The sequence below is a fragment of the Amycolatopsis sp. NPDC003861 genome, assembly GCF_053605405.1.
In genome coordinates this window covers 19375-31977 of the sequence record NZ_JBSGJD010000093.1, presented here as the reverse complement: position 1 = coordinate 31977, position 12603 = coordinate 19375, and the positions used below count along the sequence as shown (strand labels likewise).

The window sequence follows — 12603 nt, the reverse complement described above, 5'->3', positions numbered from 1 at the left end:
GGCGGGTTAGAACCCGCCTTACCACTCACGACCGGCGGAGCGAGGGCGCCTGGCTACGGGGCGATGATGAGCGGGACCTCCGGCGAGGGGCCGTCGGACAACGGAATCTGGTACCGCTGCGTCACGTACGAGGCGATGGTGTGGAACAGCGGCGCGGCGGAGTGCCCGACCGGCAGCGTCGTGTCCGGCGCGTCCAGCCGGATCCCGACGACGAACCGCGGGTGGTCGGCGGGCAGGATGCCGGCGAAGGTGATGTTGTACAGGTGGTCGCTGTAGGCCTTCGTCCGCGGGTCGACCTGCTGGCCGGTGCCGGTTTTCCCGGAGATCTGGTAGCCCTCGACCGCCGCCGTCGGCGCGGTGCCCTTCTGCAGGCCCTTGCCGTTCTGGGCGACCGCGCGCATCATGTCGCGCACCGTCTTGGCGGTCTGGGGATCGACCACCCGGACCGACTTCGGGGCCGGCTCGGGCACGGTCGTGCCGTCCGGGTTCACCTTGGCCTTGACGATCCGGGGTTCGACGCGCAGGCCGTCGTTGGCGATCGTCTGGTACATCCCGGCCATCTGCAGGATCGTCATGGACAGGCCCTGCCCGATCGGCAGGTTGCCGAAGGTGGTCGCCGACCACTGGCTGCGCGCGGGCACCACGCCCGCGCTCTCGCCGGGGAGGCCGACGCCGGTGCGCTGGCCGAGGCCGAACGACTTGAGCAGGTTCGCGTAGCGCTCCTCGCCGATCTTCTGCGCCAGCAGCAGCGTGCCGATGTTGGACGACTTGGCGAAGATGCCGGTGGTGGTGAACGTCTGGGTGCCGTGCGTCCAGGCGTCGTGCACCGTCTTGTCGGCCACCTGCAGCGCGCCGGGCACCTCGACCGTCGACTCCGGCGTCGCGATGCCGTACTCGATCGCCCCGGTCGCGGTGACGAGCTTGTTGACCGACCCGGGCTCGAACGGCGTGGTGACCGCCGGGTTGGCCAGGTCGTCGGCGTTCCACGTGCTCGGGTCGTTGGGGTCGAACGTCTTGTCGTTGGCCAGCGCGTAGACCTCGCCGGTCTTGGCGTCCATGACGACCGCCTGGCCGCCCTTGGCGTGCGACTGCTGGACGTAGTCGCTCAGCTGCCGCTGCACCTCGTACTGCAGGTCGGAGTCGATGGTCAGCTCGAGGTCCGAGCCGGGGACGGCGGCCTGCAGGTCGTGCTCGGTGCCCGGGATGACGACGTTGTCGCTGCCGTTCTTGGTGTTGACCATCATCCGGCCCGGCGTGCCCGCCAGGTCGTTGTCGCGCAGCAGCTCCAGCCCGACGAGGCCGTGGAGGTTGTGCTTGGACACGTCCTTGTCTTCGGAGCGCCAGTTCGCGGCGCCGACGATGTTGGCCGCCAGGCTGCCGCCCGGGTACTCCCGCAGCGCGCGCTTCTCGACGCCGATCCACGCGAAGTGCTTGACGATGTCGGCGGCGACGGACGGCTCGACGTTGTTCACCAGGTAGGTGAAGGACGCCTGCTTGTGGAACAGGTCCAGCAGCTGCTGCTCGGTCAGCTGGTTCGGCACCTTCGCCGCGATGTACTTCGCGGCGGCGGCGGTTTCGGCGTCGAACGTCTTCTGCGTGCCGGGGTTCTTCGCGGCGAAGTCGTCCATGTTCTTGTGCAGCGCCTTGAGGTTCACCGACAGCGTGCGCACCTCGACGCTGAACGCCAGCTTGGCGCCGTTGCGGTCCACAATGGACCCGCGCTGGGCCGGGATGTCGATGGTCTGGGTGCGCTGCCGCTCGGCCGCGGCCGACAGCGCGGCGGCGTCGAACCACTGCACCTGCACCAGTTTCACGCCCGCGACGAGCAGCACGGCGACCAGCAGCAGGCGCACGGCGGAGAACCGGCTGCGGTGCCCGCCGTTGCCACGGCGCGCGGCCGCGCTGCGGGTCCCGGCGGCGTACGTCCGCCGGGCGCTGCCCGCGGTGCGGGCGCGGACCTGGCTGCGGCCCGAAGCCATCACTGGCCGCCTCCCGGCTGAGCCGGCGGCTGCTCCTCGGCGGGCACGGCGGGCTGGTCGCCCTCGATCGGCGCGCCCTGCTGCGACTGCGTGCCCGCGGCGGGCGCGGCGGGCGGCGCGGCCGGCACCACGGGGGCGTCCGCCTTGGCCTTCTTGGGCTCGCCGACGAGCGAGGTCTTCCCGTCCGGGCCGACGACGATCCGCGCCGGGTCACCGCCGGGCACCATGCCCAGCTGCTGGGCCGCGGGCGCCAGGGACGCGGGCGACTCGGCCTTGGCGACGTCGCGCTGCAGCTGTTCCTTCTGCTCGGCCAGGTTCGCGTTGGTGGTGCGCAGCTGCTCGAGCCGGTAGGAGTCGGCGATCGCCTGCGTGGTCAGCCACAGCGTGGTCGCCACGCCGGCGGCCAGTAGCGCCATCATGATCAGCACGAACGACGCCCGCGACTTCGGCAGCAGCAGCTTCAGCCGGAGCTTCGGCTTCTCCGGCGTTTCGGCAGGCCGGGTCTTCGGCTCGGGGCGCGGCTCACGTTCCTTGAGCAGGTCGGCGCGCTGGGCGCGGCGGGCGTAGGCGCGCTCGGCCGCGGACGTGCGGCCCCGCGACGCGCGCCGGGGCGCGGTCTGCGTCGTCTGCCGGTCCGGCTCGACGGCGTCCGTCGAGGTGCGGCCCCCCGTCGCCGGTGCGGCCCGGCGGCGGGAGGACTTCGCGGGAGCGGTCATCGCGGCTCTCCGATCCTCTCTGCGGCCCGCAGCCGCACCGAAGCGGCGCGCGGGTTCCGTTCGATCTCCTCTTCGCCGGCCTTCTCGGCGCCGCGCGTGAGGAGCTTCAGCTCCGGCCCGTGCCCCGGCAGCTCCACCGGGAGCCCTTCCGGGGTGCGGGACTTCGCGAGCTCGGCCAGCGCCTGCTTGACCAGCCTGTCCTCCAGGGACTGGTACGACTCGACGACGATCCGGCCGCCGACCTTCAGGGCGCCCAGCGCCGCCGGCATGGCGCGGCGCAGCACCTCCAGTTCGCCGTTGACCTCGATCCGCAGCGCCTGGAACGTCCGCTTGGCCGGGTGCCCGCCGGTGCGGCGGGTGGCGGCCGGGACGGCGTCGTAGAGCAGCTCGACCAGGCGCCCGCTGTTGGTGAACGGCTCCTTCGCCCGCTCGGCCACGACCGCCTTGACGATCCGCTGCGCGAAGCGTTCTTCGCCGTAGTCCCGCAGGATCCGGACGAGCTCGCCGGGCGCGTAGGTGTTGAGGACGTCGGCGGCGGTGAACCCGGTGGTCGGGTCCATCCGCATGTCCAGCGGCGAGTCCTTGGCGTAGGCGAACCCGCGCTCGGCGCGGTCCAGCTGCATGGACGAGACGCCGAGGTCGAACAGGATGCCGTCGGCCTTCGCGATGCCCAGGCCGGCGAGGGCCTCGGGGAGTCCGTCGTAGACGGTGTGCACGAAGTCGACGCGGTCGCCGTGGCGGGCCAGGCGTTCGGCGGACTTCTCGAGCGCGGCGGGGTCGCGGTCCAGGGCGACCAGGCGCAGCCGCGGGAAGGCCTCCAGGAGGGCGTCGGAATGCCCGCCGAGGCCGACCGTCGCATCCACGAGGACGCCGTCGCGGCCGGTGAACACGGGAGTGAACAGCTCGACGATCCGGTCGAGCAGCACCGGGACGTGCTCGGTCATCGTTCCCTCCCCCTCTCTTGCCCAGTCGGCCCGGGGGAAATATGGCGGATGCCGTCAGGTCCCTGTCCGCCCGCTGCGGACCTGGTACCGGGGAAGGTGCACCAGGGCTGTTGAGCGGACAGAGGCCTCACGGCATCCGGGTGGGCTTCCCCCTCCTCGCACGGAGGCGGCGAACCTCTTCGTCCCCCGACGACGAAGGTGCACCGCGACCGCACGCCTAGAAGACGCCCGGCAGTACTTCCTCTCGAGCCTTCGCGTAGCTGTCTTCGTGCTCCTCCAGGTAGCCCTGCCACGCTTGGGCGTCCCAGATCTCCAGCCTGGTGATCGCCCCGATCACCACGCACTCCTTGCTGAGCCCCGCGTAGCGGCGGAGCTCGGGCGCGATGGTGATGCGCCCCTGGCCGTCCGGACGTTGCTCGTCCGTGCCCGCGAACAGGTAGCGCTGGTAGGCCCGAACCGCCTCGTTCGTGAACGGGGCCTCGGCGACCTTGCGCGCCATCTGCTCGAACTCGGCGCGGGGGAAGACGAAGAGGCAGTGGTCCTGCCCCTTGGTAAGCATCAGCCCACCCGCCAAGGCGTCACGGAACTTCGCGGGCAGCGCGAGCCGCCCTTTGTCGTCCAGCTTCGGGGTGTGGGTGCCGAGGAACACGGCCTCCACCTCCCTACCGTCCACGGTGGCGAACCACCCCGGACGGCCACGGGGCTTCCCTTCCGCCCCACTGGCCACCACCGTACCCCACTTTTCACCACAGTCAACGCGACAAACGGGCAGACCACTCCGTCGTGTGTTCCGTTTGCGCAGGTCAGCCGGGTGGGGCCCGGTGGGGGGTGTGGTGGGGGACGGTGGCCAAGATCCCCCTCACCGGGGGCCGGAGCAACCTCAGCTGTTCCTGAAACGTCCGCATAACGGCCGCGAAAGAACCCCACCCCCCACCGGTGGGCCAAAGTGGGGAACCCCGGTGGGTCCCGGTGAGGAACCCCGGCGTGACGAAACCCGGATCCCGCGTGACGGAACCCGGAACTCGCGTGACGGAACCCGGAACTCGCGTGACGGAACCCGGAACTCGCGTGATTGAGGCCGGAACTCGCGAGTCCCGGCCTCGATCACGCCGGTTACGTCCCTGATCACGCGAGTCCCGGCCTCGATCACGCCGGTTGCGGCCCGGATCACACCTCCGGACTCAGTCCTCCGGGGTGAGAAGGGCGGTGACGCGGGCCGCGAGGCGGGTGCTGTCGACCGGGCTGACCGTCACCCACTCCGCCCCACCCCGGCCCGCGGTCTTCGTCGCGCAGTACGCACCCACGTCGGTGTCGAACCACGTCAAGCCGCCCACCCGCTCCACCCGGCCCGACGCCGACCGGCGGCTGACGCTGAACTGCCCCGCCGCGTACACCGGCCGCGCCTGGATCGCGCGGACCTCCTCGAGCTGCGCCGCGGCCGTCCCCGAGGCGACGTCCGAACCGAGCACCGAAGCGGGCAGGCTGATCCCGTACCCGGGCCCGGCCGCCAGCTCCGGCAGGACGTCGACGATCGCCGTCGCCAGTTCGCCCTCGTGGATCGAGTCCAGGCCGATCGTCTGCTCCGGCTGGGCCGCCAGGACGCCGCGCCGGCCCCGGGCCGCCGTCACCGCGCGGAACGGCGTCGCGGCCGTCATGTCCGCCAGTGCCTCGCACGCGACGAACACGTCCGCGCCGGCCAGCAGCTCCAGGCGCGCGGCCAGCGCCGGCTCCAGCCGGGACCCGTCGTAGAGACCCCGTGAAGCCAGGTTCTCGTAGACGGCCTTCCGCACCTCGGCCCGCTCGGCGTCGGTCACGCCCACGCTGCGGACGCTCAGCGGTTCCGGCGGCCGGTCGTGGCCGAGGTCGGTCCAGAGGATGTCGAACGCCGACGCCGAAACCCGGATCAAGCCCGCCCCAGCGCCGGCGGGGCGGGGAACGTCTCGGCCGGCACGTGCCCGCGCAACGCCGTGTCCCGCGTCCGGAGGACGTCGATCGCCTTTTGCCGCGCGGCCTCCGCTTCGGCGCGGCGGGCTGCCATCTCCCCCGCCAGCCCGGCCAGGACCAGCACGTTCCCGCTGGACGCCGCGTCGCGGATCATCGACGCCGGGTCGTAGGTCACCGGCGGCGGCATGTCGGCCCGGGCCCGCGCGGCCACCTCGGCCTGCGCCCCGACCGCCTGGCCGACCGACGCCGAGACGGCGGCGGAGTGCGCGAGCCACCGCGCGGCCCGGCCCAGCGATGCCCGCGCCGCGTCCCCCGCCTGGCCACGCCAGTGCTCCTCCGAGGACGCGACCAGCGCGGCGACGTCGGCGGTGGACTCCTGCAGCCGTTTCGCCAGCCCGTCCCAGCGCGCGCCCGCCTCGCCCGCGGCGACCGGGTCGTTGCCGCGCTCGACCTCCGCGGCCATCGCCTCGTGGCTGTAGGCCTCGTACCGCGCGGTCGGCACGGGTGGTTCGGGCACGGCGCACCTCCTGGTCAGGGCAGCTTCGGTTCGACCAGCCCGGCCACCGTGCCCGCGCGGCGGCACGCGAGCGGGGTGTCCGAGAAGCCGGTGTTGCTGACGTCGATCTGCACGCTGGCGTCGTCGCCGACCCCGAGCAGCACGGCGCAGGTGCCGTCGGCGGCCTTCTTGTCGGCGACCTTCAGCGCCGGGTGGCTGCCGACCGTCGTCTTCGTGACGTTCTTCTTGGCGACGTCGAGCTCGGCCAGCCCGTCGGTGGCGCTGAGGGTCACCGTGACGCCGAAGGTGCCGGGCACGGTCCAGTCGCACGCCTTCGCCCCGGCGATGTCCTTCAGCTTGCCGAGGACGCTGATCCCGGCGGCCGACCGGTCCTGCGGGCCGAGCAGCGCGCAGGGGTCGAGCGCGGCGAGGCCGGTCCAGGCCACCGGTGGCGGTGCGGTCGTCGTGGACGCCGAGGACGTGACCGGGTGCCCCGCGGCGGCCGGGTGCTGCCCGCAGCCGCCGAGCGGGAAAAGAAGAAGGACGGGCGCGAGCCACCGGACCGTCCGGCGCCGCTCACCCACCCGTGCAGTCAACGCCTTCGGCCGCCTGCTCGTCCGCGTGCCGGTACTTCGCCAGCGCCTCGCCGATGCGCCGCTTGAGCGTCTCCAGCTCCTTGCCGAACGCCGTCAGCTGCTGCACCGCCGAGCCCTGGCCGCCGATGCCGTACTCCGCCATGAACGCGCCGACCTCCCCGGCGTACCCGCCGCCCAGCGGCACGGTCCGGCCGAGCACCTTGGCTTCGCGCACCATCTCGCCGACGACGTCCTGCAGGCGGCCGAGCTTCGCGTAGGCGTCCGTGGCCAGCTCCGGCGCGACCGCGAAGCCGCGCACGTCGTAGGGCAGCCCCTCGCTCATAAGCGGTTACGCCTCTCCGTAGCCGGGCGACCTCGAACCGCAGCATACGACAGAGCAGGGCGTCAGCGGGAGCACCCAGAATCGGGTGAATACCCACCCATTCGGGGTATCGTCGCTGCTTGCGCAGTGTCATCGCGGGGTTCCACCCCCCGGTTCGCCCGGGTTTGACACACTGGGTGGAAGGCTGGTCGCTGCGCGCGGACAGCAGCGAGGGGGCCGTTCGGCCCGGCCGGGCGCACAATGCGCGCGGCCATGCGCCACCAGGAGGTCGAGTGACGTCGAGAATCCAGTCTGCCGCGCCCGGATCGGGCGAGCAGGCATCCGGGCGGCCGCCTTATCCGGCGGAGCCCTCGGGCAACGGCCGGGTCCACGGCCACCCCGCCAGAGTGCCGCTGGACGAACTGCACGACACCGCGCGCCGGATCGCCGCCAACGTGGAACGCGTGCTGGTCGGCAAACCCGACGTCATCCGGATCGCCCTGGTCACCCTGCTCGCCGAAGGCCACCTCCTGGTCGAAGACGTGCCCGGTGTCGGGAAGACGTCGCTGGCCAAGGCCCTCGCCCGGTCGATCGACTGCACGGTCAGCCGCATCCAGTTCACCCCCGACCTGCTGCCGAGCGACGTCACCGGCGTCTCCATATACAACCGCCAGAGCGGCGAGTTCGACTTCCGCCCCGGCCCGGTGTTCGCGAACATCGTGGTGGGCGACGAGATCAACCGCGCGTCGCCGAAGACGCAGTCGGCGCTGCTGGAGTGCATGGAAGAGCACCAGGTCACCGTCGACACCTCGACCTACCGCCTCGAGCAGCCGTTCATGGTCATCGCGACCCAGAACCCGATCGAGATGGAAGGCACCTACGCGCTGCCCGAAGCCCAGCGCGACCGGTTCACCGCGCGCGTCTCCATCGGCTACCCCGACCAGCAGGCCGAGCTGGCCATGGTCGACGAGCACGCCGGCCACAACCCCCTCGAGGACCTGCAGCCGGTGTCCGACGGCGAAACCGTGCACAGGCTGATCGAGACCGTCCGCGGCGTGCACATCGCGCCGGAGGTCCGCCGGTACGCCGTCGACGTCGTCGCGGCCACCCGGGGCGTCCCGGAGATCCGGCTCGGCGCGTCCCCGCGGGCGACGCTGCACCTCGTCCGCGCGGCGCGGGCGCAGGCCGCGCTGTCGGGCCGCGACTACGTCGTGCCGGACGACCTGCACACGGTGGCGGTCCCGGTCCTCGCGCACCGCCTGGTGCTGACCACCGAGGCCCACGCGGCCCGCCGGTCGGCGACCGACGTCGTGCGCGCGGTGCTGCACCGGGTGCCGGTGCCGCAGGGCACCCGGCCCTAGCTGGTGACATCTGGGGCTCCGCCACCCGAGCCCCCGAAAGATCGTTCCGGCGCCGAAGGGAAAGAGAAGAACGGCATGCTGCGTGCCCTGTCCGGCCTGACCACCCGCGGCCGCTGCCTCCTGGCCGCGGGGATCGCCGCCGCGGTGTGCTCGTTCGTGCTCAACGAACGCGACCTGCTGCGGGTCGCGGTGTTCGTGGTGGCGCTGCCGCTGCTGGTCGCCGCGTTCATCTCGGCGACCCGGCTGCGCATCGGCGCCACCCGCGCGCTGCGCCCGCAACGCGTCGCGGTCGGCGGCAACGGCGAGGTCCAGCTGGAGCTGTGGCGCAGCGGACGGCTGCCCGCCGGCGAGATCCTCCTCGAGGACGGCGTCCCGTACGCGCTGGGTTCGCGGCCGCGGTTCGTCGTCGAGCGGCTCCCGCACGACCGGCGCGTCGCCCTCCGCTACCCGCTGCAGCCGGTGCTGCGCGGGATCCAGCAGGTCGGGCCGCTGCGCGCGACGATCACCGACCCGTTCGGGCTGTGCGAGTTCGAGCGCGAGCTGATCGGGCACTCCCGGCTGGTCGTGGTGCCACGGGTGGTCCCGCTGTGGGGCCTGCCGAGCGGCGCGGGCATCGGCGTCGGCGACGACGGCACGGTCCGGCTGCACGCGGGCCAGGGCGAGGCCGACGTGATCGTCCGCCAGTACCGCCAGGGCGACGACCTGCGCAAGGTGCACTGGCGCTCGACGGCCCGCCGCGACGAGATCATGGTCCGCGTCGAAGAACGCCCCTGGCGCGGCGGCACGACGGTGCTGCTGGACCACCGCGCGGCCGCTCACCACGGCAGCGGCCCGGCGGCGAGCCTGGAGTGGGCGGTGTCGTTCGCGGCGTCGGCGGCGCTGCACCTGCGCCGCTCCGGCCACCGCGTCCGCCTGGTCAGCGAGCACGGCGTCACCCTCGCGGACACCCCGGGCGACGGCGGCGACCACTACGACCACGTCGTGCTCGACGCGCTGGCGGCCCTGCAGCCGGCGCACCAGCGCGACATCACGCTGGCCGGCGACCCGGCCGAGGGCCAGGAGCTGATCGCGGTGCTGGGCACGGTGAGCACGGAGGCGGTGCACGAACTGACCCAGTACCGCCCGCGCGGCATCCGGAGCCTGGCGGTCCTGCTGGACACGCCGACGTGGTCGGCGGGCGTGACGGCCCCGGAGCAGCGAGCGGCGGCGACGGAGGATTCGGCGGCGCTGCTGCGCGCGGCGGGCTGGGGCGTGATCGTCGCGGGGCCCGGCTCGCCGATGCCCCAGGTATGGGCCGAGTTGTGCCGCAGCGGCGCCCGCCGCGGGACGCTGATCGGGGGGCCGCGATGAGCACCGCCGCACCGCCGCGGAAGTTCGACCGGCCCGCGCCCCGGCCGGAACGTCCGCTTTCCGCTTGGCGCGGCAGCGTTCTCGCGCCCGTGGCCGCCGGAGTCGCCACCCTCTGCGCGGCCACCTCGGTCACCAGCGTCGTCTCCGGGCTGGCCTGGTTCGGCTACCTCTTCGTCGCCGTCCTGCTCATCGGGGCCTCCGGGCTCGCCCTGCGCTCGCTGCAGGCGCCGACCGTCCTGGTCGGTTTCGGGCAGCTGCTCGTCCTGCTCTTCCTCATCACCGGCGCCTTCACCACGCACGGCATCCTGCAGGTCATCCCCGGCCCGGAAGCGTTTTCCGAGATCGGGACCACGCTGTCGGCCGCCGCGGAGCAGATCCGCGTCGGGCTGCCGCCGGTCGAGGGCAGCCAGCCGATCCTGTGCCTGATCACCATCCTGATCGGGCTGGTCGCGGTCCTCGTCGACACGCTGACCGTCGCCGCCGCGGCGCCCGCCGCCACCGGGCTCGTGCTGCTCTGCGTCTACGCCGTGCCGGCCGCGCTGAGCGAAGACATGCTGCCGTGGTGGACGTTCCTGCTCGGCGGCGCGGCGTTCGCCGGCCTGCTCGCCGTCGACGGCAACCACCGGCACCGGCGCTGGCGCACCCGCGAAGCCCCGGGCCGCAGCGGCAAGCCGGGCGTGCTGTCCGCGCCGGTCGCGGTGGTCGGCACGGCCATCGTGCTCGGCCTGCTGGGCGGCGGGATCACCTGGGTCGGCACCGTCGGGAGCATGCCGTTCGGCGGCAGCGGAAACGGCCCGGGCGCAGGCTCCGGCGGCTTCGGCATCCAGCCGTTCACCGAGCTGCGCGGCATGCTCGACCAAGGCAGCAACCGCGAGCTGTTCAAGGTCCGCGGCCTCGGCACCGACCGCAGGCTGATGCGCGCGATGACGCTCGACACCTACTACCCCAACAAGGGCTGGGGCCTGCACGACGAAGGCCGTTCGCAGCAGGGCGTCCCGGTCGGGCCGCAGCTGCCGCCCGCCCCGGGCGACGACGGCACCGGCACGGCCCGCCGGATCGACGTCGAGCCGACCAGCTGGCGCGACAACTGGCTGCCGGTGTACGGCGCGCCGCGCGTGATCGACGGTGCCGGCACCGGTTACCTCTACGACCAGATCAGCGGCACGGTGTTCACCACCCGCAGCGAAGCGCCACCGTCGTACACCGAATACGCGTCGCTGAAGGAGCCGACGGCCGCCGAGCTGCGCGTGACGCCGCGCGCCGACGACCTGCCGCCGCGCTACACCCAGATCGACCAGGTCGACCAGCGCGTCCGGGCGAAGACCCAGCAGCTCATCGCCGGCGCGTCCAACGACTTCGACCGGGCGTCGGCGATCTGGCGCTACTTCACGGCGCAGCAAGGGTTCGTCTACGACACGAAGACCGCACCGGCGAACGACGCCGACGCACTCGCCGACTTCATCCTCAACGGCAAGCGCGGCTTCTGCGAGCAGTTCGCGTCGGCGATGGCCGTGATGCTGCGAGTGGCGGGCATCCCGTCGCGGGTGGCGATCGGGTTCACGCCGGGCGTGCAGGTCAACGACTACCTGTCGATCAGCACCCAGGACGCGCACGCGTGGGTCGAGGCGTACTTCGGCGACCGGGGCTGGGTGACGTTCGACCCGACGCCGTTGTCCGACGGCCGCGGCATCACCCCGTCGTACCTGCAGGCGGGCCCGCAGAACGGCAACCAGCCGGACGACACCCAGGTGGCCCCGAGCACGGTCCAGTCGAGCGCGGCGCCGACCGGCGTCCCGCGCGACAACGAGCCGAACCTCCCGGCGCAGTCGGCCCAGGAGGCGTCCGGCGGCGACGACTGGCTGTTCGACATCGCGCTGGCCCTGGCGGCGCTGGGCGCGGCCGCGCTGTTCGCCGCGGCCCTGCTGCGGCGGCTGCTTGACCGCGGACGGAAGCCCACGTCGCCGGCCGGGAGTGCGAGCCCGGCGGAAGGTGACCGCAGCGAAGGCTCGCTGCTGGTGCGGGCACCGGCCCCGGTGGCGGCGCCCTCGCGGCCGCAGGCGCTGCTCGGCTGGCTGCCGCTGCTGGCGGTGGGCCTGTGGATCATCGCGCTCGGCCTCCTCGCGGCGACGGTGGCCTGGTGGCTGGGGGTGCTGGTGGTGGTCCTGCTGCTCGCGGTGGCGGGTCCGGCCATGGTCCGCGAGGCCCTCCGCCGCCGGCGCTTGCAGCGCGTCCTCCAGCAACAGGCGGGCGCGGCGGACGCGGCGTGGGCGGAGTTGCGAGCGGAGTGCGCGGACCGGGGCCTGCCGATCCCGAGCAGCGACACGGTCCGCGTGGCGGGCCAGAAGCTGGCGGCCAAGCACCACTTGGACGACGACGGCCGCGAGAGCCTCCGCACGGTGATCGGCGTCCTCGAGAGGTCCTGGTACGGCGGCGACGACACACCCCAGCCGGAACTCCCCCCGGCGTTCGACGGCCTACGGCGAAGCCTCCGCCGCAACGCGCCACTCTCGTGGAAGGGCAAGCTGTTCCCCCGATCCATCTTCCGCAACCACGACTAACCTGCTCCGCTCCCGCCCGCCAGCCGTGCCCGGGAAGTCATCCCACGTGATCCGCCTTCAGCCGAGCGGGGGCCGGGCTCGATCGCGGGAGTTCCGGGCTCGATCACGCGAGTTCCGGCCCTGATCACGCGAGTCCCGGGCTCGATCACGCGAGTTCCGGCCCTGATCACGCGAGTCCTGGGCTCGAACACGCGAGACTCGGGTTGATCATGCGGCCGAGCGGGCGCGGAGGCGGCTCGCGGGGTGGGCTCGTCGCGGAGGGAGCGAGCTCGACCGCCGCCCCCTTGGGGAATGTCGGACCGAAGCCACGAGCCGAACACGGACCCGAAGGCTCGGGGCTTGGCGCGGACCCCAAGGC

General features: G+C 73.1%; 11 protein-coding genes. 3 read left to right on the top strand and 8 right to left on the bottom strand.

The genetic code is table 11. The features are described 5' to 3' along the window. Positions 1 to 53: 53 nt before the first annotated feature. The 8 genes from ACWEVN_RS23190 to ACWEVN_RS23155 all read right to left on the bottom strand — a co-directional run bounded on the left by ACWEVN_RS23190 (position 54) and on the right by ACWEVN_RS23155 (position 6997). Entirely contained in the window at positions 54 to 1979 is a 1926-nt protein-coding gene (locus ACWEVN_RS23190) for a peptidoglycan D,D-transpeptidase FtsI family protein (RefSeq protein WP_452052639.1), read from the bottom strand. Then, positions 1979 to 2695 carry a hypothetical protein gene (locus tag ACWEVN_RS23185; RefSeq protein ID WP_452052638.1) on the bottom strand — a complete coding sequence of 239 codons (717 nt, stop codon included), beginning with the start codon at positions 2693 to 2695 and terminating at the stop codon, positions 1979 to 1981. The genes ACWEVN_RS23190 and ACWEVN_RS23185 overlap by 1 nt, the downstream gene beginning before the upstream one ends. Beyond that, complete coding sequence (rsmH, locus tag ACWEVN_RS23180) at positions 2692 to 3639, bottom strand: 16S rRNA (cytosine(1402)-N(4))-methyltransferase RsmH (RefSeq protein ID WP_452052637.1); 948 nt, start codon at positions 3637 to 3639, stop codon at positions 2692 to 2694. Before rsmH ends, ACWEVN_RS23185 begins: the two co-directional genes overlap by 4 nt. 217 nt (positions 3640 to 3856) lie before the next feature. Next, positions 3857 to 4288: a division/cell wall cluster transcriptional repressor MraZ gene (gene mraZ / locus ACWEVN_RS23175; RefSeq protein WP_014467434.1), complete on the bottom strand. Its 432-nt coding sequence runs from the start codon at positions 4286 to 4288 to the stop codon at positions 3857 to 3859. Positions 4289 to 4820: 532 nt separating this feature from the next. Next, a complete protein-coding gene (locus ACWEVN_RS23170) occupies positions 4821 to 5546 on the bottom strand; it encodes an ESX secretion-associated protein EspG (RefSeq protein ID WP_449686915.1) in 726 nt (241 codons plus the stop codon). Continuing rightward, on the bottom strand, positions 5543 to 6100 hold the full coding sequence (locus ACWEVN_RS23165) for a PPE domain-containing protein (protein WP_452052636.1): 558 nt from the start codon (positions 6098 to 6100) through the stop codon (positions 5543 to 5545). Before ACWEVN_RS23165 ends, ACWEVN_RS23170 begins: the two co-directional genes overlap by 4 nt. A 14-nt stretch (positions 6101 to 6114) precedes the next feature. Beyond that, positions 6115 to 6663, bottom strand: a complete 549-nt coding sequence (locus ACWEVN_RS23160) for a DUF3558 domain-containing protein (protein WP_452052635.1) — start codon at positions 6661 to 6663, stop codon at positions 6115 to 6117. Continuing rightward, positions 6656 to 6997 (bottom strand): hypothetical protein, encoded by a 342-nt coding sequence (locus ACWEVN_RS23155; protein WP_452052634.1) that lies wholly within the window; start codon positions 6995 to 6997, stop codon positions 6656 to 6658. The genes ACWEVN_RS23160 and ACWEVN_RS23155 overlap by 8 nt, the downstream gene beginning before the upstream one ends. A gap of 272 nt (positions 6998 to 7269) precedes the next feature. Between ACWEVN_RS23155 and ACWEVN_RS23150 the strand changes: the two genes are divergently transcribed. The 3 genes from ACWEVN_RS23150 to ACWEVN_RS23140 all read left to right on the top strand — a co-directional run bounded on the left by ACWEVN_RS23150 (position 7270) and on the right by ACWEVN_RS23140 (position 12245). Next, positions 7270 to 8337 carry an AAA family ATPase gene (locus ACWEVN_RS23150; protein ID WP_449686911.1) on the top strand — a complete coding sequence of 356 codons (1068 nt, stop codon included), beginning with the start codon at positions 7270 to 7272 and terminating at the stop codon, positions 8335 to 8337. A 75-nt stretch (positions 8338 to 8412) separates the two neighbouring features. Further along, complete coding sequence (locus ACWEVN_RS23145) at positions 8413 to 9687, top strand: DUF58 domain-containing protein (protein ID WP_449686910.1); 1275 nt, start codon at positions 8413 to 8415, stop codon at positions 9685 to 9687. Further along, positions 9684 to 12245: a transglutaminase family protein gene (locus ACWEVN_RS23140; protein WP_449686909.1), complete on the top strand. Its 2562-nt coding sequence runs from the start codon at positions 9684 to 9686 to the stop codon at positions 12243 to 12245. The genes ACWEVN_RS23145 and ACWEVN_RS23140 overlap by 4 nt, the downstream gene beginning before the upstream one ends. Positions 12246 to 12603: the final 358 nt, after the last annotated feature.